Origin of the sequence: Salinadaptatus halalkaliphilus (assembly GCF_006543045.1) — an archaeon.
In the GTDB taxonomy this organism is placed as follows: domain Archaea; phylum Halobacteriota; class Halobacteria; order Halobacteriales; family Natrialbaceae; genus Salinadaptatus; species Salinadaptatus halalkaliphilus.
In genome coordinates this window covers 351001-371779 of the sequence record NZ_RBZW01000021.1, presented here as the reverse complement: position 1 = coordinate 371779, position 20779 = coordinate 351001, and the positions used below count along the sequence as shown (strand labels likewise).

The 20779-nt window shown below is 61.2% G+C and carries 22 protein-coding genes and 1 pseudogene; 14 read left to right on the top strand and 9 right to left on the bottom strand.

Annotation, left to right across the window (positions count from 1 at the left end; genetic code table 11):
* Positions 1 to 12 precede the first annotated feature (12 nt).
* Positions 13 to 306 (top strand): stress response translation initiation inhibitor YciH, encoded by a 294-nt coding sequence (gene yciH, locus D8Y22_RS09220; protein ID WP_141464408.1) that lies wholly within the window; start codon positions 13 to 15, stop codon positions 304 to 306.
* Between the two features lie 135 nt (positions 307 to 441).
* On the opposite strand, the gene D8Y22_RS09215 is transcribed toward yciH, so the two are convergent.
* The 4 genes from D8Y22_RS09215 to D8Y22_RS09200 form a co-directional block, all read right to left on the bottom strand.
* Positions 442 to 804, bottom strand: coding sequence for a rhodanese-like domain-containing protein (locus D8Y22_RS09215; RefSeq protein ID WP_141464407.1), 363 nt, complete (start codon positions 802 to 804; stop codon positions 442 to 444).
* Positions 805 to 878: 74 nt separating this feature from the next.
* On the bottom strand, positions 879 to 1304 hold the full coding sequence (locus tag D8Y22_RS09210) for a type II toxin-antitoxin system VapC family toxin (RefSeq protein WP_141464406.1): 426 nt from the start codon (positions 1302 to 1304) through the stop codon (positions 879 to 881).
* 1 nt (position 1305) lies between these two features.
* Entirely contained in the window at positions 1306 to 1581 is a 276-nt protein-coding gene (locus D8Y22_RS09205) for an AbrB/MazE/SpoVT family DNA-binding domain-containing protein (protein WP_141464405.1), read from the bottom strand.
* Between the two features lie 100 nt (positions 1582 to 1681).
* Complete coding sequence (locus D8Y22_RS09200) at positions 1682 to 2998, bottom strand: molybdopterin molybdotransferase MoeA (RefSeq protein WP_141464404.1); 1317 nt, start codon at positions 2996 to 2998, stop codon at positions 1682 to 1684.
* A 92-nt stretch (positions 2999 to 3090) separates the two neighbouring features.
* On the opposite strand from D8Y22_RS09200, the gene D8Y22_RS09195 reads away from it, so the two are divergent.
* From D8Y22_RS09195 to D8Y22_RS09180, 4 genes are all read left to right on the top strand, one after another.
* The gene (locus tag D8Y22_RS09195; protein WP_141464403.1) at positions 3091 to 3372 is read left to right on the top strand and encodes an AbrB/MazE/SpoVT family DNA-binding domain-containing protein; all 282 of its coding nucleotides are present in this window, start codon (positions 3091 to 3093) and stop codon (positions 3370 to 3372) included.
* Positions 3372 to 3725: a type II toxin-antitoxin system PemK/MazF family toxin gene (locus tag D8Y22_RS09190; protein ID WP_141464402.1), complete on the top strand. Its 354-nt coding sequence runs from the start codon at positions 3372 to 3374 to the stop codon at positions 3723 to 3725. The genes D8Y22_RS09195 and D8Y22_RS09190 overlap by 1 nt, the downstream gene beginning before the upstream one ends.
* Before the next feature lie 97 nt (positions 3726 to 3822).
* On the top strand, positions 3823 to 4254 hold the full coding sequence (locus D8Y22_RS09185) for an Hsp20/alpha crystallin family protein (RefSeq protein ID WP_141464401.1): 432 nt from the start codon (positions 3823 to 3825) through the stop codon (positions 4252 to 4254).
* A gap of 66 nt (positions 4255 to 4320) precedes the next feature.
* Positions 4321 to 5943, top strand: coding sequence for an ABC1 kinase family protein (locus D8Y22_RS09180; protein WP_141464508.1), 1623 nt, complete (start codon positions 4321 to 4323; stop codon positions 5941 to 5943).
* A gap of 140 nt (positions 5944 to 6083) precedes the next feature.
* Here the strand turns inward: D8Y22_RS09180 and D8Y22_RS09175 are convergent, their stop codons facing one another.
* A complete protein-coding gene (locus D8Y22_RS09175; protein ID WP_141464400.1) occupies positions 6084 to 6431 on the bottom strand; it encodes a DUF7471 family protein in 348 nt (115 codons plus the stop codon).
* 201 nt (positions 6432 to 6632) lie between these two features.
* On the opposite strand from D8Y22_RS09175, the gene D8Y22_RS09170 reads away from it, so the two are divergent.
* Together D8Y22_RS09170 and D8Y22_RS09165 are read left to right on the top strand one after the other, a co-directional pair.
* A complete protein-coding gene (locus D8Y22_RS09170; RefSeq protein WP_141464399.1) occupies positions 6633 to 7160 on the top strand; it encodes a winged helix-turn-helix transcriptional regulator in 528 nt (175 codons plus the stop codon).
* 147 nt (positions 7161 to 7307) lie between these two features.
* The gene (locus D8Y22_RS09165) at positions 7308 to 8237 is read left to right on the top strand and encodes a branched-chain amino acid transaminase (RefSeq protein ID WP_141464398.1); all 930 of its coding nucleotides are present in this window, start codon (positions 7308 to 7310) and stop codon (positions 8235 to 8237) included.
* A 114-nt stretch (positions 8238 to 8351) separates the two neighbouring features.
* Here the strand turns inward: D8Y22_RS09165 and D8Y22_RS09160 are convergent, their stop codons facing one another.
* The 4 genes and pseudogenes from D8Y22_RS09160 to D8Y22_RS09145 form a co-directional block, all read right to left on the bottom strand.
* Positions 8352 to 9632, bottom strand: coding sequence for an MFS transporter (locus D8Y22_RS09160; protein WP_141464397.1), 1281 nt, complete (start codon positions 9630 to 9632; stop codon positions 8352 to 8354).
* 209 nt (positions 9633 to 9841) lie between these two features.
* Positions 9842 to 10591, bottom strand: a complete 750-nt coding sequence (locus D8Y22_RS09155; protein ID WP_141464396.1) for a DUF502 domain-containing protein — start codon at positions 10589 to 10591, stop codon at positions 9842 to 9844.
* 39 nt (positions 10592 to 10630) lie between these two features.
* Entirely contained in the window at positions 10631 to 11488 is an 858-nt protein-coding gene (locus D8Y22_RS09150; protein ID WP_141464395.1) for a proline dehydrogenase family protein, read from the bottom strand.
* Between the two features lie 71 nt (positions 11489 to 11559).
* Positions 11560 to 11856: pseudogene (locus D8Y22_RS09145) on the bottom strand (aminopeptidase P family N-terminal domain-containing protein); the annotation flags it as partial.
* Between the two features lie 136 nt (positions 11857 to 11992).
* Here D8Y22_RS09145 and D8Y22_RS09140 point away from each other — a divergent pair.
* The 7 genes from D8Y22_RS09140 to D8Y22_RS09110 all read left to right on the top strand — a co-directional run bounded on the left by D8Y22_RS09140 (position 11993) and on the right by D8Y22_RS09110 (position 20776).
* A complete protein-coding gene (locus D8Y22_RS09140) occupies positions 11993 to 12538 on the top strand; it encodes a CDP-2,3-bis-(O-geranylgeranyl)-sn-glycerol synthase (RefSeq protein WP_141464507.1) in 546 nt (181 codons plus the stop codon).
* A 180-nt stretch (positions 12539 to 12718) separates the two neighbouring features.
* Complete coding sequence (cas6, locus tag D8Y22_RS09135) at positions 12719 to 13525, top strand: CRISPR-associated endoribonuclease Cas6 (protein WP_141464393.1); 807 nt, start codon at positions 12719 to 12721, stop codon at positions 13523 to 13525.
* Positions 13512 to 15668, top strand: a complete 2157-nt coding sequence (gene cas8b / locus D8Y22_RS09130; RefSeq protein ID WP_141464392.1) for a type I-B CRISPR-associated protein Cas8b/Csh1 — start codon at positions 13512 to 13514, stop codon at positions 15666 to 15668. The genes cas6 and cas8b overlap by 14 nt, the downstream gene beginning before the upstream one ends.
* Position 15669: 1 nt before the next feature.
* Positions 15670 to 16743 carry a type I-B CRISPR-associated protein Cas7/Csh2 gene (gene cas7b / locus D8Y22_RS09125; RefSeq protein ID WP_141464391.1) on the top strand — a complete coding sequence of 358 codons (1074 nt, stop codon included), beginning with the start codon at positions 15670 to 15672 and terminating at the stop codon, positions 16741 to 16743.
* Between the two features lie 4 nt (positions 16744 to 16747).
* Complete coding sequence (gene cas5b / locus D8Y22_RS09120) at positions 16748 to 17554, top strand: type I-B CRISPR-associated protein Cas5b (protein WP_141464390.1); 807 nt, start codon at positions 16748 to 16750, stop codon at positions 17552 to 17554.
* Position 17555: 1 nt separating this feature from the next.
* Positions 17556 to 20231, top strand: a complete 2676-nt coding sequence (locus tag D8Y22_RS09115; RefSeq protein ID WP_141464389.1) for a CRISPR-associated endonuclease Cas3'' — start codon at positions 17556 to 17558, stop codon at positions 20229 to 20231.
* Entirely contained in the window at positions 20228 to 20776 is a 549-nt protein-coding gene (locus D8Y22_RS09110; RefSeq protein WP_141464388.1) for a CRISPR-associated protein Cas4, read from the top strand. Before D8Y22_RS09115 ends, D8Y22_RS09110 begins: the two co-directional genes overlap by 4 nt.
* Positions 20777 to 20779: the final 3 nt, after the last annotated feature.

Here is a 20779-nt window from a genome sequence, read left to right as displayed (position 1 = left end):
CGGACGAACGTAATGTCGGAAGTCTGCTCGACGTGCGGGCTGCCCGAGGAACTCTGCGTCTGTGAAGACGTGGCCAAGGGACAACAGCAACTCACCATCCGCATTGACGAGCGCAGATACGGTAAAGAGGTAACGATCGTCGAAGGATTCGATCCGAAGGACGTCGATCTGGACAGTCTCTCGTCGGATCTCAAGTCAAAGTTCGCCTGTGGCGGCACCGTCGAGGACGGCCAGATCGAACTCCAGGGCAACCATACCGGCCGCATCGAGGATTTCCTTCGGGACCGCGGCTTCAACGTCGCATGAGCCCGCGATGATCTGAGACGACTTCCGAACCCACGACTCGGCCGTGCACCGACCCGTTACGACCTCGTTTCTCGTTCTCGAGAGGACCCGGTTCAGCGATCGAGCCGCTGGCTCGACGCTATCGCCTGTCCGGTCTCAAAACGGTGACTCGCTACGTTGAGATTGTACGTCGTCGTCGTCGCGAACGAGGCCGAACTGCAGGCCGTACTCCTCGAGGCCGCCGGCCATACTTTCGACCGTCGCGTCGGCGCTTCCCTCGTAAGAACCGATGAGTTTCGCGGCCTGGACGCTGGCTTTGCCGTGGGGACAGACCGTGACGATGCGGTCTGCGTCCTCGAATTCGTCGATCCGCTGGGTGAGTTCGTGAAACGGCACGTTCTCGCTGTCGGGGATGTGACTGTGCTCGAAATTGGCCTCGTCGCGAATGTCGACGATCCGAACGTCCGCGTCTGACTCGAGTAACTCCTTGACCTCCTTGGGTGCAATTTCGCCGTCCATCGCAACCACATTCGAACGCGGGCGGAATAAGGGTGCGGTTCGAGTCGATTCACTCGGGGGCAACGATACGGTATTTACACGTCTTCTTCGACTGGATCGAACACTCGCAGCCAGTCGAGTTCGTCTCCAATTCGTTGCAATCCACCGTCGTGGGTCCACAACTCGGCAACGTCGAACCGTTCCATCGCCGCGAGCACCGTTGCATCCCGACCACCGATGCCAACGTGGGGATGCGTCTGGAGATGTTCGGTCGCCCGTTCGACGTCCGCTGCTGTCAACTCCGCGGTAACGACATCCTCGAGCGAGAGAAATCGGTTCGTCGACGCTCGAGACTCAGAAAGTTGTCCCTCGAGGTAGTGGACGACCTCCATCTGTAAAACCGTCGGCACGAATATCGGTTCGGAGCCGAGGACGTGCCTTACAGCAGGTGTGACGGCAGCGTGTTCCTCGAGTGTCTGATCGAAGTAGTAGACCCAGATATTTGCATCGAGACATCGCATACTACGACTCGTTCGGGAGGTCGGACGTCCAGTCGGATTTCAGGTCGTCTGGAGAAACGGATGGCGCATCGGTCGCTTTCGACTCGTCCGTGATACAGCCCTCCATCGACTCGATGAACGTCGACCGAGACACGCGCGGCCGGACGACGATCGTTCCATCTTCCACGCCAATTCGAACCTGTTCACCTGGCTCGAGATTCAACCGCTCGCGTAATTGTTTCGGAATGGTAATCCGCCCTTTATCATCGATCTGGCGGTTTTCCCCGTCGATATTCATGGATCCCACTACAGTGGGAATATATAAATCTCTTCTGCCGCGAGAGCGGGGAGCGACACCTCTCTCGACTCTCGTGACCTGAAGCGGTTTCTGATACCGCTCACCGATTTGGCTCCCAATCCTCGACGGCGACGGTCTCACCGGCAGGGATCCCCTCTCGAGCGTCGTCGACGACGACCCAGCCGTCCGCGAGCGCGACCGAGGAAAGCACGCCCGAGCCGCTTGCCCGCGTCGGAATCGCACGGTATGCGGGTTCGTCCGGCTGATCGGTCGCCTCGAGGTCCGCCTCGTCCCGCCGCTCGAGGCGAACCCGGGCGAAGGTTCTGGTGGCGGGTTCGCTCGGGATTTTCCGGTCGAGCACGGCCCGGGTAGTCGGGTGGGGGTCGGGAGTCGTACCCTCGAGCCAGCGCAGGGTCGGTCGGAGGAACTGGACGGCGTTGACGATGCAGGCGACGGGATAGCCCGGCAGCGCGAGGACGGGGGTCTCTTCGACGATCCCGAGACAGACGGGGTGGCCGGGTTTGAGCCCGACGCCGTGGACGAGCACCTCGCCGAGGTCGTCGATCACCTCCGGGAGGAGGTCCCGTTCGCCGACGCTCGAGCCGCCGGTGGTGACGACGACGTCGTTCGTTAGATCGCGCTGGATCGCCACCCGCAGCGAGTCGGGGTCGTCGGTGACGACGTCACGGTAGGTGGCCCGTCCGCCCCACCGTTCGACCAGTCGCGAGACGGTCAGCCCGTTTGTCTCGACGACCTCACCCGGGTCGGGATCGCCGGCGACGAGTTCCTCGCCGGTCGGAATGACGCCGACACTCGGCTCTTCGGCCACGTCGACCTGTGCGTACCCCGCCGATCGAACCAGCCCGAGATCCGACGGCCGAAGCTGGTGGCCCGCGTCGTAGAGGTGCTGGCCGGCCTCGATATCTTCGCCGACGGGGGCGACGTTTTCCCCTTCCGCGAGTGCCGTCTCGACCTCGAGGTTGCCGACTGATTCGCGTTCGGTGACGCGTTCGATCAGCACGACGGCGTCTGCACCATCGGGAAGCGCGCTCCCGGTGTGGACGCGCGCGGCCGTTCCTGGTCTGACAGTCGCGTCCGCGCCGACGCCGTCGGCGATGTCAAGGACGGCCGGCGAGCGCTCGCTGGCACCGAACGTATCCTTCGCGACGACCGCGTAGCCGTCCATCGCCGCCCGTTCGTAGTGGGGCACGTCTCGAGCGGCCTCGAGCGCCGCGGCGAGTACCCGACCGTCGGCCCGCTCGATGTCGATGCGCTCGGTTCCGACGGGCGGTGTCTTCTCGTCGCGTTCACCGTTGCCGGCTGTGTCGACTGCGTCTCGAAGAATTCGGCGAGCTTCGGGAACCGGCGTCCGCTCTCGGAAGCCGGCGGCCGTCCGTTCGCTGTCGGCACCTTTCATACGTGGACTCGGGGCGCGGGAGGGCAAAAACGTGGGGGAGCCACGCCAGGTGCACCGATACGGTTATGGGTACGAATATGATGTGAATATGTATGGTGGACGCCGAACGGCGAACTGTCGGTGACCGGGGTCAAGTAACGCTCCCAAAACGCCTCCGTGAAACGTTCGACATCCGTGGTGGTGACGAGGTGACGATTCGAGCGGAAGGAACGAAGATCGTCATCGAGAAACCGACGTCACGGGAGGAACTCGCCGAGGGATACCGTCGACGAAGTGACCAGCAGCAGGCGCTTACCGAAGAACTGACTGGCGTTTCTCGGGAGGCAAATCGGGGCCTTGGCGACGTCCCAGACTGGGAAGATGGTGACGAGTAATGCACGTACGGCGCGGTGATATCTGCATCGTCGGACTGGATCCAACGCGAGGCTCGGAACAGCGTGGCACCCGTCCGTGCCTCGTCGTCCAGAACGATGTCGGCAACGAGAACGCACCAACGACCATCGTGGTCCCGCTGACGACGTCGTTCGGAGACGAACTGTATCCGTTCGAAGTGTTGCTCTCGGCTGAAGAGTGTGCACTCCGTGAGGATTCTGTCGCGCTTTGTAGCCAACTCCGAACAGTTTCGATCGACCACCGAGTCTCGAACGTTATCGGCTCGATTCCGGACGAACGACTGGACGACGTCGATACTGCACTCGAGTACAGTCTGGGATTGCGTGATCTCTGACGGTCGCCGCGATTTCGGTACCTGGAACCACTCGCGCCGACTTCACGAACCGACCGCTACCGCGGGCTTTTTCGTATCGGCGTTCGAACGTGTATCCATGTCTGGGCTTCGGGACGCGTTAGGAGAGCTTTCCGACGACGTCTTCTTCGATCTGCTCGAGAGCGAGGACGCCTACCTGCTCGTACTCGACGCGCCCGGCGTCACCGCCGACTCGCTCGAGTTGTCGGTCGCAGACGGGACCCTCTCGATCGAGGCGACCCGGCAGAAAGACCGACCCGACGCTTACCGCTATCTCGAGGAGAATCGACCGATGTTCGTCGACGTCTCGTTGCCCCTCCCCGAGGACGCAGTCGCGGCCGAGACCGAAGCCGCCGTCGATCGGGGCGTCCTCGAGATCGAGCTTCCCAAGCGCTCGGGGACGACGGAGACGACGATCGATGTCGTCGAGCGAGAGCGAGCGAGCGAAACGGCCGACGAAACCGGGACAACGGCGGCCGACGATGCTGGGGACGACGACCAACCGAGGTGACTCAGGCTGGCCTCCTTGCGCGCGTACAAACGATTCATCCTCGTTGCCTGGCACTTTCTGCCCCTCCTGGTCGCGTACGCTCGAGACCGCCGGCGATTTCTCCTGTTCGGACGGACCAGACGCGTCGATCCAGAAACGCACCGCCAGCGCGCCGAGGTGTTGCTCGAGTCGCTGTTGACGCTGGGGCCGACGTTCATCAAACTCGGTCAACTGCTCTCGACGCGACCCGATATCTTGCCGCCGGCGTACATCGACGTGCTCTCGGCGCTGCAAGACGATGTCCCTCCGGCCGACTGGGCCGAGGCCAAGGCCGTTCTCGAGGACGAACTCGGGCCCGTCGATGAGACCTTCGACGAGTTCGAGACCGACGCCATCAGCGGCGCGAGTCTGGGGCAGGTCTACCGCGCGGAGATCGACGGTGAAGCCGTCGCGGTGAAGGTTCGCCGGCCGAACATCGAATCGCTGGTGGCGGCCGACCTGCGGGTCATCCGCTGGTCGCTGCCGATCCTCCTGACGTTCGTCGACGAATCGCGGGCGTTCTCGCTGGAGAATCTGGCCGATGAGTTTGCAAAGACCATCCGCGAGGAGATGGACTACGAGCGCGAGGCGACCATGCTCCAGGAGATTCGGTCGAACTTCGCCGAAGACGATCGATTCGTCATCCCCGATGTCCTCGAGGGCCACTCCGGCCCACGGGTGCTCACGATGGAGTACGTCGAGGGGACGAAGATCAACGACGTCGAGGAACTCGAGTGCAAGGACATCGACCGAACGCGGGTTGCAGAGCATCTCGAGCGGGCGTACCTGCAGATGATCATCGACGACGGCGTCTTTCATGCCGATCCCCACCCAGGGAATCTCGCCGTGACCGACGAGGGCCGGATCGTCTTCTATGATTTCGGCATGTCCGGCCGGGTCGACGCGTTCGTCCAGGAGAAAATCGTCGACTTCTACATCGCAGTCGCGAACCGAGACATCGACGCGATCCTCGACGCCTTGATCGAGATCGGGACGCTCTCACCGGACGCCGATCGGGCGATGATGGCCGAGGTGATGGAGATCGCCATCCAGGATGCCCGCGGTCAGGATGTCGACCAGTATCGGGTCAACCAGATCGTCAGCCAGATCGAAGACTCGATCTACGTCTTTCCATTCCGGCTCCCGAAGAACCTCGCGCTCGTGTTGCGGGTCGCGACCGTCGTCGAGGGCGTTTGCGTCACCCTCGACTCCGAGTTCGACTTCATCGATACGGCGACGGACTACCTCACCGAAGCGGGCTACCGCGAGGAATCCATCCGCCAGTACGCCAGCGAAACCGGCGATCAACTCCGGCAGTCGGCTCAGTCGCTGACCCGACTCGCACCCAAGACCGAGCGCGCGCTCGACCGGCTCGAGCGTGACGACCTCTACGTTCGCATCGGCGTCGAGGATCCCGAGAATGTCTTCGACAACCTCGCTCGCCGGCTGGTCTACGGGATGTTGCTCACGATGTCGCTGTTCTCGACCGGCGTCCTCTACGCGCTCGAGGCGCCCGAAGCAGCCGTCGTCGCCGCGGTGTTTGCCCTCGCGATGACGGTCCAACTCTATCGAACCTTTCGAGAGCCGGCGACCACGCGTGTCAAACCGCAGTTTACTCGGCAGAACCTGCGCCAACGGCAGCGTCGCGACGACGAGGAGGGCTTCTCGTGACGACGATCGGCTCGCCAGGAGTCCGGTGACCGCTCCACGGCGGGAGTGCTCGACCGTCCAGACGGTCTGGGGTTGTGTAACGGTAACGAGTGCCCGGCGAACCACAGGCCGGGCAGTGGATACCGATACAGCAATCCGTATCAGTCGTCGGAATTCGCGGTCGGGCCGTTCCGACTCGGTCCGCTTCGATAGACGGTATAGAGGATGAGGACGGCGATCCCGAAGTCGACGCCGTGTTCGACCAGGTGGTGGACCGTCATCGGGACCAGTCCGAAGATCGTTCCTAGCCCGACGATAGACCGGCCAACCAGGAGTCCGAGGACGACGGTGATGAGGAGGTATCGGAACGATCGACGTCGCCTGTAGGCGACGACGCCACAGAGAAACAGCATCGTCGTGCCGAGTACTGCCAGCACGATTACGAGCATCAACACTGGCGCGAGCTGTGGGTTGATCCACTCCATCTCGAGCGGGTTCGTATGATGCATCGCCGCTACACTACCTGGGAGTGAGAGTTACGTATGTGTGTCGGTCGTCAATTGATTTACCGGCACCCTTTCTCACTGAAAATAACGTACCGGGGGCGTTCGAGGGGGCCATATGGATGGTTCTTATACCGTGGGAACGATCCGAACCCGTTATCACCACTATCGCGCTAGTATCGGCTGTCCCGGCGACACCACCCAGTTATGAGCACGACTCGACGGCAGATCAGAACGCACGTCTACGCCCACGCCGGCATCCACTTCAACGAACTCGTCAGGGAGTCAGCGTTTGCGCCCGGCCAGGTCCAGTACCACGTTCGCCGGCTGATCGACGACGGCGAACTCCTTCGGGATGAGTTCTACGGCCGCACCCACTACTATCCGCCAGCCTACGACGAGTGGGAACGGGCGGCCCTCGCGTTGTTCCGACGCGAAACGACCCGTGAGATCGTCGTCTATCTCATCGAACGCGAGCCAGCTCGACCGGACGATGTCGCCACAGATCTCGAGATTGCCCGGAGCACCCTCGAGTACCACCTCGATCGACTCGTCGACCACGGCGTCGTCGACAAACGATACGACGAGCGCAATCGCGTCTCGCTCGCGCTCGCGAACCCCCAGCGCACGGGCGAACTGCTCGCCGATGTCGAGCCGACGGTCCCCGACCGCCTCCTCGATCGGTTTACTCGGCTCGTCGATAGCCTCCTTGAGGGTCCCGTCGACTCGGCGTAGCCGACCGTGACTGGTAGCGGAACTGACTCCGGGGCATCGTCGACACCGATCTCGTTTTGAGACATCGGTTGTCTGCCAGCGAATGTGGTCTCGACGGAGCCCGAAAATCACGAACACTTAGTACGGTGGTCTTCATCACACCCGAGTATGGGATTCGACGAGATGGACGTCGATACGATCTGGATGGACGGTGAATTCGTCGACTGGGACGACGCGCAGGTCCACGTGCTCACACACGGTCTCCACTACGGCAGCGGCGTCTTCGAAGGCGCCCGCTGTTACGACACCGAGAACGGCCCCGCGCTCTTTCGCTGGGAGGAACACCTGGAACGACTCTTCCAATCTGCAAAACCTTACGAGATGGACATCGGCTACACGATCGAAGAACTCACCGACGCGACGATCGAACTCATCGAACGTCAGGGTCTCGAGTCGTGTTACATCCGCCCCGTCTCCTTCTACGGCTACAACTCCCTGGGCGTTAGTCCCGAGGACTGCCCGACGCGAACGGCGATCGCCGCCTGGCCGTGGGGCGCGTACCTCGGCGAGGAAGCCTTAGAGGAGGGGATCGAGGTGATGATCTCCTCGTGGCGCAAGCACGCCTCGAGCCAGATTCCGACGAACGCGAAGACGACGGGGCTGTACGTCAACAGCATGCTCGCCGGCGAGGAAGCCCGTCGCAACGGCTACGCCGAGGCCATCGTCCTGAACAAGGAGGGCAACGTCGCGGAAGGGCCCGGCGAGAACGTCTTCCTCGTGCGCGACGGCGAACTCTACACGCCCGGGCTCTCGGAGTCGATCCTCGACGGTATCACCCGCGATACCGTGATCACGCTCGCGGAGGATCTGGGCTACACCGTCCACGACAACGTCTCGCTCTCGCGGGGCGAACTCAACACCGCCGACGAACTGTTTTTCACCGGCTCCGCGGCCGAGGTGACCCCAATCCGGCAGGTCGACAACGTCGTCATCGGGGACGGCTCGCGCGGTCCGGTGACCGAGGAGATCCAGCAGCGATTCTTCGAGGTCGTCGAACGCGAGACCGACGCCTACGACGAGTGGTTCACCTACGTCTGATACGGGCCGTCGTCTTTCGTTACCGGTGATCGCTGACCCCGTTCGAGCAATCACCGGTAAGCCGTTCCAACGATCCGTACGAGCAGCCACGAGACCCGACCGAGCGCCACGTCGTTACGTCGACTCGCTCGTTTCGAACCGCGGTGCGGTCGCGAGCACGATACAGCAAGCGCCGATCACCAGCGAGACGATGCCAACTACCAGACCGAGCACGTAGCTGCCGGTCGTATCGACGAGCAGGCCGGTCACGTACGGTCCGGCCACGCCTGCGATACCGAAGGAGATGCTCGTCAATCCGAGCATCGTGCCGATATCCTTAAGAGCGAATATCTCGACGACGATCGGCGAGTACAACGCCGCGACGACGCCGTTGCCGACCCCGAAGACGGCCGCGAGCACGACGAACCACCGTGGCGAGCCGGCGACCAGGCCGACCATCGCGACGACCATCAACGCAAACCCGACCAGGATCACCGGCAATCGGTTGTACAGATCGGATAAATAGCCGGCGAGAAGCCGCGCGGGAATGCTCGCGCCGCCGATCAACCCGAGCCCGAGTGCGGCCGTCTCACGCGAGACGCCGGCGCTCTCGGCGTAGGGGACGAAATGAACCATCAGCGCGTAGAACGCGTACAGCCCGAAAACGAACCCGAACGTCACGAGTAGATACCGCCGCGAGGTCGCCGCCTCGAGCAACGCCGCGACCATCCCGTCATCACTCTCGTCGTTCGTCCGCGTCTGGTCGGCGACTGGTGACTCGCTATCGGATTCACCGCTCGAGGCGCTAGTTCGAATCGCGTCGGCTACACTTCGCTCTGCGAGTGCGAGGACGATTGCGGTGAGAGCGATGACGGCTGTCGTCGGTATCGCGAGCACCAACAGCGTCGATTGCCAGTCTAGTCGTCCGAGCAGATATTCGGTGACGGGCGGGCCGACCAATCCGCCGAGACCGAACCCGACCGAGAGGATGCTCAACGCGAGGCCGCGACGCCGGTCGAACCACTGGGAGACGGCGGCATACAGCGTGATGTAGGGGATGCCCATCCCCAGGGCGACGACGCATCCGAAGAAAAACAGGACGCCGAGATACGAGTTCGCGGTCGCCGTCAGGGCCAACCCGCCGGCCCAGCAGCCGACGGCCGCGACGAGCAACCACGGAGTCGCGTACCGATCGACCACGTAGCCGACGACGATCCCGCAGACGTAAGTGAGAAACGTGTTCACGGAGAAGACGAGCGAGACCCGATCCGCGGAGATATCGAACGCCGCCTGTATCGGTCCGTAGAGGACCCCAAAGGAGTAGACGACGCCGGTCAATCCGGTGAGACAGGCTGCCGAAAGTACACAGACGGTCCACCGGTGGGCCCCAGACGGCCGTATCTCATCGCGAGACATCGGTATAGTACGCGCCCAATCGCACGCCGGGGTATCAGTTCCCGGACTACCGGCAATCGGTTCGCCACGATCCACTCCGATAGCCCCGGTCGCGCCCGCGCCGATACATCGACACAGCGGTCCGCATCATACGGATTGCTGTAACGGTTTACCGGCGCAACCGCCGCCCGGGTCGCGGTTGCGCCGGCAATGACTTACAGTAAACCGTATCAGTCGTCGTCGGCGTCGGTCGACTCCCCGTCGTCGATCGCTCGGTCTCGGCTCGAGGGACGGTCGCTCGAGGACTGCCCGGCCGTCATCTCGTCGACGACATCGATCTGGACGCCCGCGTCCATCCCGCGTCGGTCGGCATCACCGAATCCGGCACTGAGCACGCGGGTGAGTGCGTCTTCGACGTCTTCGTCGATCTCCTCATATCGCTGTGGCTCGACTTCGATGACGAAGCCCGTCGTGATATTCGGCGAGGTCGGCAAGAAGAGCACGTGTCTCCCGTCGTCGGTCGTCTTTCCGGTCTTGAACGCGGTCATCCGGAGACCGTCCCAGACCTCGAGTCTGACCGGTTCCTGGAGCGACTCCTGCTCGCCGAAGGCGGTCTCGGCCGCCATCTTGGAGGCGTTGTAGACGACGCGAATAACGGGGACGCGGTTGGCGACGTTGTCGACGACGCGTTCGGCGAGGTCGCCGATGGTCGTCCGCATGAGATAGCCGACCGAGAGCGTGAGGATGATAAACACGGTCACCGTGACGACGACCCGCAGGAACTGCGTGAGTTGCTCACGGGTCTGTGTGGCCTGCTCGCCGTCGCTTGGAATCAGCGGCCGGAGCGCGTCCGAGTCGAGGATGATCCCGGGGGTCACCCCGGCGACGATTCCGTAGAGCCAGTAGAGAACGTAGAGCGTAATGAGAATGGGACCGAGGACGATCAGTCCACTCGCGAAGTCCCGCTTCCACGAGGCCATGTACTGGGTCTCACACCATGGCGTTATGAGCCCTTCCCTTTAGCGGCCGAGGACGGCCCGAAGCGCGAATCGAAGGTTCTCCCGTCGTTCCATCACTCGCCGGTAAAAGTAGAACTTCCAGCGCCCGCCGTAGGGGACGTACTGGTAGACGTCGTAGGATTCGGCAAACTCGTACTGGGCGTCCTCGCGAACGCCCATCAACATCTGAATCTCGAACTCGGTCCCGTGCTCGTCGTACAACGTCTGAGCGTGCTCGAGGATAGCCGGGTCGTGACTGCCGACCGCGATGCCGCCCTCGAAGTGCTCGAACGCATAGGTAAGCAACGCCTCGAGGGCCTGATCGACGCGTTCGCCACGGGTGTAGGCGATATCGGCTGGTTCGTCGTAGGCTCCTTTGACGAACCGGACCTTCCCGGGGATGTCGGCCAGTCGCTCGAGATCCTCGCGGGTCCGCTTCAGGTTCGCTTGCACACAGACGCCGACGCCGCTCCCTGACTCCGGCGGGGAACGGGGATACTCGCGAGCCAGTTCTTCGTAGGCGTCGAGCGTCGCGTCGGTCGTCGTGTGATCTTCCATATCGATCCAGACGAAAGCGTCGTTCTCAGCCGCCGTAGCGACGATCGCCTCGAGTTCCTCGCGGAAGATGTCCTCGCCGAGGTCGAGCCCCAGTTGTGAGGGTTTGACCGAGATGCAGCCCTCGAGATTCGACCGGGCCATGTCCTCGACGAGCGTGCGATACTCCGTGGCATCCGCACGGACCGTCGAGCGCTCGTCGTAGTGCTCGCCGAGCAGGTTGACGATGGCGCCCACGTCTCGGTCGTTGATCGTCCTGACGTGATCGAGCGCCGTCGCCGGTGACTCCCCCGCGACGAACCGGTTCGCGATTGGCGGGATCATACCGACGAAACGATGTCGACGACCAAGTGGGTTTGGTGGGTTGTCACGACCTGGACTGCGTTCGGGAATCAGTGATGAGAGTGGACGTGATCGTCACTATACGAACGGATGCTCGACTCGGCGATCCAGGTGGTCGCTCGCGCCCCGTTCGCGTCCATCTCGCGACCGATCCAGACGGGTTCGTCCCGGTCCGGCGTGATGACGACGGCCTGATCGACGTAGAACGACCAGTCGTCGTACCCTGACAGGTAGTTCATGTTTGCGGGATCGGCGACGACGACCGCGTCGAACCCCTCCTCGCGCACCCGGGACTGGGTTCGCTCCATTCGGCCGTGATACTCGCGTTCGTCGAAGATATCTTGTCTCATGGTAACGATAGATATCGCACGCGAACTACCCGCAAAAGCGTTTCGTCCACAGCAAGCGGACGCGATTCGACGCTCGCGGTGCTCGAGGCGGCTCGAACCACCGGAGATTAAGACGTATCAGTTCCTCGCGGCGATTATGGCACTACTCGAGACGGTCGTCGTCGCGTTCTGGGCGATGTTGCCCGCCTACGTTCCCAACAACGCTGCGGTGCTGGCCGGCGGCGGTCGGCCGATCGACGGCGGGCGGACGTGGGGCGGCAGCCGGATTTTGGGCGACGGGAAGACCTGGCGCGGGACGGCCGCCGGAATCGCCGCCGGACTGCTCGTCGCAACCGTATTGACGCTGTTTGCGGTCGACGTGCGTGGGCTGACCGGCTTCGATTTGCCGACGTTTACGCCGCTTGCAGCCGTCGGTCTCGCCGCCGGGGCGATGCTCGGTGACATCCTCGCATCCTTTCTCAAGCGCCGGACCGGCCGCCAGCGCGGCGCGATGTTCCCCGGCGTCGACCAGCTCGATTTCGTCGTCGTCTCGCTGCCGCTGACGGCGCTACTGGCCCCGAGCTGGTTCTTCGCCGTCTTCACCTGGGAGGTCGTCCTCGTCGTCGTCGTCCTCACGCCGATTTTGCACGTGACGACGAACGTCGTCGCGTACGGGTTGGGGTTGAAGAACGAGCCGTGGTAGCTGAGAGGAGCTAACACACAACTGATCGCGTTAACGACGCTCCGTCGGATCTTGTTCTATGTAACTCCGCTTGCGATCTCTCAGAATTATTTTTGCTGGCCAACAATTTTATGAAGGTAATAAAACCAATTCCATGCGTTATGAGCGTAGCAAATAGGGGTGGATAGACCGGTGCGCATCATGGCTCATCTCAGCGCTCGAGCGGATACGAGCTACGATAACGCGTACCACCACAAACTTCGGGGTCGAATCTGGCAGGCGCTCGAGGGGACGGCGTACGACGAACGCCACAACACCGGCGAGCCCCCCGGATTCTCGATGTCGAATCCGTTTCCACCGCACGACATGGCCGAGGGCGACGAACGAAAACTGCTCGTCGCCTCACACGACGAACAGCTACTCGCGAACGTGGCGGCGGATCTACTCGAGGACCGCGAATTGAACGTCGGCGAGATGCCGTTTCACGTCGAGGATGTCACCTCGCTCGAGCCAGATGTCGGCGAACCGGGAACGCGTGGGACGCTCGAGACGGGGACCGGACTGCTCGTTCGGATTCCGCCCTGGAAGTGCGCGGAGTACGGCATCGACCATCCCGGCGGGGATACGGCGGTGTTTTGGCGGCCCGAACATACGACCGAGCCGCTGGTGACGCAACTCGAGTCGAACCTCGATCAGAAACACGAGTTGTTCGCACACGATCACTTGCCGGGACCGAGCGACGTGGATGGTGATCTCTTTGATGGCTACGAACTGCTCAAAACGTTCGCGGTGCCGGTGACGGTGACCGAAGGCCAGGAGATGACCTACGTGCTGAGCAAGTGGAAGTTCAGTTACACCGTTCGGGACGATCATCACCGTCGGCATCTCAACCTGGCGTTGGATGTCGGGCTTGGGGAGCGAAATTCGCTGGGGCTTGGCTTTGTCAATATTTCCGATCGAACGCGACCCGGTGAAACCGAACTGGAGGGCGAAGATGCTTTCGCCTGAGGCTTTCGAAGCGGCCTATCCCGACGACGAACTAGCTGACGAACTCCCGAATTCGCCGATCGCGTCGCTTCGGGACATCCAGTATCTTTACGGCAAACTCTACACGCTCGCGACGACGGGTGGTGGGGAGTACGCTTCCTATTTGACGCCGGATGCGGCCGGCGATCTCGTCGACACCGACGACAGTCTCGTCGTCGTTCGAATCGATATCTCCGGCGAAGATCCGACCCTCGCTGACGATACGATCGGTCCCGTTCAGCTAACGCGATACACCGAATCGCTGGTCCAAAACGTCAGCCACTGCAAGTACCCGGCCGCTCGAGGAATCGATCATAGTATCACGCACCAGGCCGGTCGGAACAGCGATCCCGACAAGCTCGCTCGGTACGCAAAAGAGCGTCTGACGAAATGGGCCACCGACGATGTCGTGATCGACGTTGCGGAAGAACACCCGGACGGCTGGATCATCGAGGATCTAGCGGCACTGAGCGAGGACGAAACGACCCTCGAGGCTATCGAAGACGCCGTGACCACGAGTCTCGGCGGTGAATCGACCACTGCCTTGCTCACGGTACAGGTCAAAACTGAACCAAACGGGGACTATCGATGGCCCGGCGAGATCGACGCCTTTCTCGAGGCGATGCGCCAGCGAAAGCTCTCGAAACTCGTCACCAAGAACGACGCCGACGATTCCTCGGGTGATGCGACTGGCATTGTGACCGGACAGCCGGAACGAACGGTCGGTACCTCCGAAGACCCCCAGAACTACTTTCTGGGCAAACAACTCGAGAAATTCCCCGGACTCGATATCGAGGAGGCGTGGCGTTCGCACCCTATTTCAGAGGATGCAGCCATCACGGTGATGAACGCTGATACGTTCGTCGAGGCCTGTACGTACCGAACCTTCGGCACGAAGGTCTACTACCTGCCGTACTTTTTCGGACGACCGACACCCGAGAAGGCGTACAGGCTATACAATCTCCTCTATCAAGCGGCGACCAACGATGGGGACGAGACGCCGATCGAACGAGCGTACATAGACCATCGAGAGAAAAACGTCGACGAGAGGGACCTCCGGTTCTACGTTTCGGCGGTGATGCCACATCAGATGTCTCGGTACGATGTCTTCGGCGAGACGCTGAACGGACGACTGCAGTATCCACGGGAACTCGCGTTCACGCACAACCGTCTCGTCGACGACACCAGTGCGTTTAACAGTATTACCGATTGGACGCCGCCCCTGCCGACGAACGATAGCTGGGGGCTGCTCACGTCGGATGACTCCCGTCTCAACTCCGTATCGACGGGCTGGTATTTTTACCAGACGTTTGCCGAACGAGACGACGCCGATGCGGACGCCGACGATCCGCGGATCGGAGCACTCGTTAGCGTCCTGAGCGGCGACGCCATCGCTATCGAAGTACTGCTCGAGGAGTACGTCCAGCGAATCATCGACGACCAGACCGACGACAGCGAGCACGAGGGATTCCCGTCGTTCCTTGTCGCCAGCCAGTTCGCACAGCTGTGCTCGCTGGCCGATAGCAAACTCGAGTTGTTGAGGACGACCGATACTGCGAAAGCACCGATCACGCGAGAACCGACCTACGAGGAACACACGATGCCAGACTTCGACGCAATACCGATCACCGACGGGGGACACCCCGCAGACGACAAGCTCGAATCGTTCATCGAAAGCACACCCGCCCTGTCGTCCACGGCAGACGACAAGGAGGCCGTTGCCACACAGCGCCGCGGGGCGTTCTTGCTCGGCTCACTCGTGGGCGACATCGGGAGTTACCAGGAGTACCACGAGGATCGGTCGACGACGCTGGTCGATCAGTATCCGGTGAAATCGATCACGAACTCGCGAATCAAGAAAGTCACTCAGGAGACGATCGCGAAGACGCTAACCTACACCCGACAGGAGAAGAAACAACAGGGCGGCTATCCAGGAACGAAAGCCGACCATATCGTCGACCGACTTCGCGAGACGATTCTCGATCCCGATCCCGACGACTGGGAGATCGACACCGACGATTTACGGTTCTACTACGCGCTCGGGGTGACCTACGGCATGAACGACCACCCGTGGGACACCGATGCACAGGACGACGAAACAACCACACTCGAGGAGGAACACTAATATGGCAGACACTATCGACATTGTCGAGAATCGCTCAGAAATCGTCTTCCTGTACGACGCCGTCGACGCGAATCCGAACGGGAATCCGCTCAGCGGTGCGAACCGACCGCGGATCGATCCCCAGACCCAGCAGGCGATCGTCACCGATGTCCGACTGAAACGATACCTCCGCGATCAACTCGAGGATGACGGCCACGGCGTCTACATTCGGAACGTGCAGGAAGAAGGAAATCAGTTCACACGAGGGCAATTGCTCGAGGATCGGTTGAAAGATGTCGAACCCGACGATTACGAACTCGACGACGGCGAGGAAGCAGATCAGTTCCGCGAGGACGTTTTCGGCGAATTCCTCGACAAAAGCGTTGACGTTCGGTACTTCGGTGCGACGATGTCCGTCGATACTGACGAGATCTATGCGGAACACCTCCCGGACCATTTCACCGGTCCCGTCCAGTTCTCGCCAGGTAAGACGATGCACGCTGTCAACGAGAACGAGGAATACGACAGTCTGACGAGCGTGATCGCGACTCAGGAGGACAAACAGCAGGGCGGATTCGATCTAGACGACCACCGTATTCAGTACGGCCTCATTCGGTTCCACGGTCTCGTCGACGAACACGGCGCGGAAGACACTAATCTCACGAGCGACGACATCGACCGACTCGACACGCTTTGCTGGCGCGCGATCAAGAACCAGACGATCAGCCGGAGTAAGGTCGGTCAGGAACCGCGCCTCTACTGTCGCGTCGAGTACGCCGACGAGAGCTTCCACCTCGGTGGTCTCGATAAGGACCTCGAACTCGACGAGGAACGTTCGAAACCCGACGAAAAACTCCGAAACGTCCGCGATCTCGCCGTCGAGGCCGACGCCTTCGTCGGACGTCTCGAGGGCGCGAGCGACCAGATCGAACGGGTTCGGGTCGTTGCGAGTGACGTACTCACGTTCAGCTACGAGGACGAGCATGGCGGTCCCGACGTGTTGTACGATGCACTCGAGGACGCACTCGGAGCAGACGCGGTCGAGGTCGTCGATGTCTACGAGGAACACACCGCCACGATGCCGGACGACACCTGAGACGATGGGACGGGAATCACTCGAGGCGTGGACGCCGGGCGTCGACGCTCCCAATGCCCCGGAGCGGTGTCTCTCGTTCACTGTTCGGGGACCGTGGGGGCACTTCCGGCGTATCGAGGGGAATATCGTCAAACAAACTTATCGAATTATCCCCCGGACAACGGTCGCAGGACTGATCGCCGCGATACTCGGTATCGAACGGGACGGCTACTACGAGCTGTTCGGTCCTGGACAGTCAGCGATCGCGATCGAACCGGTAAACGAGGTCCGGACGATCAACATGCCGATGAACACGCTCTCGACGGCCGATGGAAACCTCCAATCGCTGAACGGCCGCGGGAAAATCAGTGTGAAGCTTCCAGACCCAACGACGCTCCGGCAGCAACACAACTACGAAGTACTCGTCGACCCCGCGTACCGTATCGACGTAGCGCTGGCCGACGACGACCGATACCGCGAGCTTCGATCGACGCTCGAGGACGGGCGTTCACACTACGTTCCGAGCTTAGGGCTGTCGGAGTATCTCGCCGAGATCGAGTACCACGGTGAATTCGATATCGAGCCTGAGTCAGTCGATTGTGAACAGCAGATCGGTGTCGACTCTGCCGTGCCCAATGCGGTCGAAAATGTCGTCCTCGAGTCGGGAACCCGCTGTGAGGTCGAGGAATCGCCCGCGTTCATGGCGACCGACTCGGGCGGTCGGACGACTACGGACTTTACCGCGTACACGTACAACCCGGACGCTGAACCACTTACCGTCCGAAACGTCGATCCGGTGACGGTCGACGATAGAACCGTCGTCTTCGTCTGAGATGCCAACGCGCTATTCACATCCACCGGAAGACGGTCACGACGATCCCTCGAGTGGATCCAATGGCGGCGTCTTGCTTTTCGACCACCTCGAGGACGTTGCAAAGCGAACTGGCCACGTCGTCCCAGACGATGCACGGACGCCCGAGGGCGAACCGTTACAGGACGTCGTCGAAACGCTTGCATACGTTCACGATTTCGGGAAAGCGACGACGTTCTTCCAGGACTACCTGCTCGAGTCGGTCGAGCCGGACCGCAAGATGTACCGGTACCACGCCCCACTCGGTTCGTTCGCCGCGTTCTACGCGCTCGAGGCGAAAGGGTACGACGCAGAGACGTGCCTCGCGGGCTTTGTCGCCGTCGCGAAACACCATGGGAGCATCCCAGACGTTGCGTCGTACGTCTTCGACCGTTCTCACCGACGCGAAAACGTTTCCGAACAAACACAGACAGAGCAGTCCCAGACTGCGATTCGGCTGCAGATCAAGGACATACTCGATCACGCACCGGATCTTGCATCCGAGGTGTTCGAAGCCGCGACCGACGGACACGGCTCTTGGAGCGAGTTCTGTGAACGGTATGCCGGTAACTTACTCGACGACATCGAATCAACCGTCACAACAACTGAGACGGGATCGTTCGATTACGAGTCGCTTTCGGAGTCGTGTTACGCACTCGTCCTCGAGTGTTGGGGGTCGCTCGTCCTCGCAGACAAGACGAGCGCGGCACAGGCGGGAAGCGGTGACGACGTTTCCGAAGCGACCTACGCCGCAGACTCGCCCTCGCTTTCCCAACTTGACGAACACGTCGCAGAGATCGAAGCCGGCGTCACCGCCGACCCGAACGGAACGCGATCGGAGCAGTTGAATCACTATCGCTCTCGAGCGCGGCGGCGAGTTCTCGAGAACGCCGCCTCGTTCGCGGAAAACGGTGGCGGCGTCGCGACGCTAACGCTGCCAACCGGAATGGGAAAGACCCTGTCCGGGCTCTCAGCAGCGATGGAGATCCGTGATCGAACTGGTGGCGACAGAATCGTCTACGCACTCCCGTTTACGAGCATCATCGATCAAGTCGTCGACGAGATCGAGGAGATCTACGACGCCGATACCGCTGGTCGGTTGCTCACGGCACACCACCACCTCTCGGAAACGACGATACGGGACGAAGAACACTCCGGTGAGGATTCGGATCAGGAAGCTGATGACGCCGATCAAAATGACGATGTTGCCGGGATGTTAGCAGAAAGCTGGCGGGCTGGCCTCACGGTGACGACGTTCGTCCAGTTGTTCGAGAGCCTCGCCGGTCCGGCGAACACGCAATCGATGAAGCTTCCGGCCCTTCGAGACAGCGTTGTGATCCTCGATGAACCGCAGAGCCTTCCACTGGACTGGTGGAAACTCGTTCCCCGACTGGTGGCGGTGTTGACCGAACGCTACGATGCGACGGTCATTGCCATGACGGCAACGCAACCACAGCTCTTCGACGAAACGACTCCGTTCGTCGAGGACGCGACCGAACTCGTCGATGACCCGGACGTATACTTCAAAACGACTGAACGAGTAACGTACGAACTCGATTCGTCGACCGAACGGTACATCGACGAACAGACCGGCCCAAAATCGTACGAGGGCGCAGCGGCGGAGTTGCTCGAGGCGATAGCCGATGGCGAGTCTGCACTCGCAATCTGCAATACGATAGACAGCGCACAGACCCTCACAGAGCACGTCACAGGAGGGCATTCGGAACTTGTCGACATCGGCGAGACGTACGCTGGTGAACTCGAACGGTGTAGTAGCGTCGACAATGTCGATCCGAGAGTGCTTGCAAACCGGATTATGGACAGCGGAGAGAACTCGGTACTGCATCTCTCGACACGACTTCGTCCTGTCGATCGGCTCACACTCATCGAAACGGCGAAGATCCTTACCGAACACGGACACCCCCTCGTCACCGTTTCGACGCAACTCGTGGAGGCAGGCGTCGATATTAGCTTCGATCGCGTGTATCGAGATCTCGCACCGATCGACAGCATCGTTCAGGCCGCCGGTCGGTGCAATCGATCGTTCGAACGCGAATCCGGGATCGTCACCGTCTGGTGGCTTGACGTTCCCGAAGAGCAACAAAAGACGCCTGCAGAAGCAGTCTACAATCGCGGTCCGTCGTTGCTCCCTGTCGCAGCCGAAACACTTGCCGAAGTACGAGTGGCCGGCTCTACACTCCCCGAAACCGCCGTCGCTCGGACCGCCGTCAAGCGATACTACGAGCGACTACATCAGGAGAAAAACGTCGGGAAAGATGCGTACCCCACGTACGTCGACGATGCTCGAGGCGACAAACTCGAGGCGCTCTCGCTGATCGAGCAACGACGTGCCATCGATGTCGTCATCTCCCGGACAGATGAGGACCGAGAACTGATAGAAGAGGCCAAAGCAGCGAGCAAACGGTATGACTTCGAGACCGTCGACTCGCTCATGGACAAGCTACGGACGAAACAAATCTCGGTTCCGATCTACCAGTCCGATTCGAGAGAGGCTCGAGAGCTGTCTGACCTCCCACCCGTCCATTCCGAAACCGAGATCCGCTGTCTCGACCCGTCCAAGTCACAGTTCGAAAATTTCTTCGATCCGACAACCGGATTCGTCGTCCCTGACAACACTGTCGAGCGTCGATTCCTATGAGTGATCTAGATCCCGTTACCCGACTGCTCGAGACCGCTCGCGGAAACCCAGTCGACGATCCGTTTCGAGTCACCGGCGTGATGATGCAGTACTATCACGTCTGCAAGCGCGAACTCTGGTTCGAATCACGGGATCTCGAGATCGATCGCGAAAATCCCACCGTCGTCCGTGGCACGCAAGTCGACGAGACGGCCTACGACGACAAGCGCCAGAATCTCCATCTCGGCATGATCGCACTCGATCTCCTCGAGGACGGTCGCGTCATCGAAGTCAAACCCTCGTCGTCGCTCACCGAACCGGCAGAAATGCAACTCTCGTACTACCTCTGGTATCTCGATCGGGTTGCCGGCATCGAGAAAGACGGCGTCCTCGCCCATCCGCGGGAGCGAAAGCGCGAGCCAATCGAACTCACTGACGACCGCGTTGATCGAGTCGAAGACGCGATCCGAGGAATTCACGACATCGTCTCACAGGAAGCACCACCACCGGCCGAGGAAAAGCCCTTCTGTGGCTCCTGTGCGTATCACGACTTCTGCTGGTGTTGATCA

Excerpts from the sequence above, each read along its gene's own strand:
- yciH (WP_141464408.1), top strand. The coding sequence starts at position 13 with ATGTCGGAAGTCTGCTCGACGTGCGGGCTGCCCGAGGAACTCTGCGTC.
- D8Y22_RS09215 (WP_141464407.1), bottom strand. The coding sequence starts at position 804 with ATGGACGGCGAAATTGCACCCAAGGAGGTCAAGGAGTTACTCGAGTCA.
- D8Y22_RS09210 (WP_141464406.1), bottom strand. The coding sequence starts at position 1,304 with ATGCGATGTCTCGATGCAAATATCTGGGTCTACTACTTCGATCAGACA.
- D8Y22_RS09205 (WP_141464405.1), bottom strand. The coding sequence starts at position 1,581 with ATGAATATCGACGGGGAAAACCGCCAGATCGATGATAAAGGGCGGATT.
- D8Y22_RS09200 (WP_141464404.1), bottom strand. The coding sequence starts at position 2,998 with ATGAAAGGTGCCGACAGCGAACGGACGGCCGCCGGCTTCCGAGAGCGG.
- D8Y22_RS09195 (WP_141464403.1), top strand. The coding sequence starts at position 3,091 with ATGGTGGACGCCGAACGGCGAACTGTCGGTGACCGGGGTCAAGTAACG.
- D8Y22_RS09190 (WP_141464402.1), top strand. The coding sequence starts at position 3,372 with ATGCACGTACGGCGCGGTGATATCTGCATCGTCGGACTGGATCCAACG.
- D8Y22_RS09185 (WP_141464401.1), top strand. The coding sequence starts at position 3,823 with ATGTCTGGGCTTCGGGACGCGTTAGGAGAGCTTTCCGACGACGTCTTC.
- D8Y22_RS09175 (WP_141464400.1), bottom strand. The coding sequence starts at position 6,431 with ATGCATCATACGAACCCGCTCGAGATGGAGTGGATCAACCCACAGCTC.
- D8Y22_RS09170 (WP_141464399.1), top strand. The coding sequence starts at position 6,633 with ATGAGCACGACTCGACGGCAGATCAGAACGCACGTCTACGCCCACGCC.
- D8Y22_RS09165 (WP_141464398.1), top strand. The coding sequence starts at position 7,308 with ATGGGATTCGACGAGATGGACGTCGATACGATCTGGATGGACGGTGAA.
- D8Y22_RS09160 (WP_141464397.1), bottom strand. The coding sequence starts at position 9,632 with ATGTCTCGCGATGAGATACGGCCGTCTGGGGCCCACCGGTGGACCGTC.
- D8Y22_RS09155 (WP_141464396.1), bottom strand. The coding sequence starts at position 10,591 with ATGGCCTCGTGGAAGCGGGACTTCGCGAGTGGACTGATCGTCCTCGGT.
- D8Y22_RS09150 (WP_141464395.1), bottom strand. The coding sequence starts at position 11,488 with ATGATCCCGCCAATCGCGAACCGGTTCGTCGCGGGGGAGTCACCGGCG.
- D8Y22_RS09140 (WP_141464507.1), top strand. The coding sequence starts at position 11,993 with ATGGCACTACTCGAGACGGTCGTCGTCGCGTTCTGGGCGATGTTGCCC.
- cas6 (WP_141464393.1), top strand. The coding sequence starts at position 12,719 with ATGGCTCATCTCAGCGCTCGAGCGGATACGAGCTACGATAACGCGTAC.
- cas8b (WP_141464392.1), top strand. The coding sequence starts at position 13,512 with ATGCTTTCGCCTGAGGCTTTCGAAGCGGCCTATCCCGACGACGAACTA.
- cas7b (WP_141464391.1), top strand. The coding sequence starts at position 15,670 with ATGGCAGACACTATCGACATTGTCGAGAATCGCTCAGAAATCGTCTTC.
- cas5b (WP_141464390.1), top strand. The coding sequence starts at position 16,748 with ATGGGACGGGAATCACTCGAGGCGTGGACGCCGGGCGTCGACGCTCCC.
- D8Y22_RS09115 (WP_141464389.1), top strand. The coding sequence starts at position 17,556 with ATGCCAACGCGCTATTCACATCCACCGGAAGACGGTCACGACGATCCC.
- D8Y22_RS09110 (WP_141464388.1), top strand. The coding sequence starts at position 20,228 with ATGAGTGATCTAGATCCCGTTACCCGACTGCTCGAGACCGCTCGCGGA.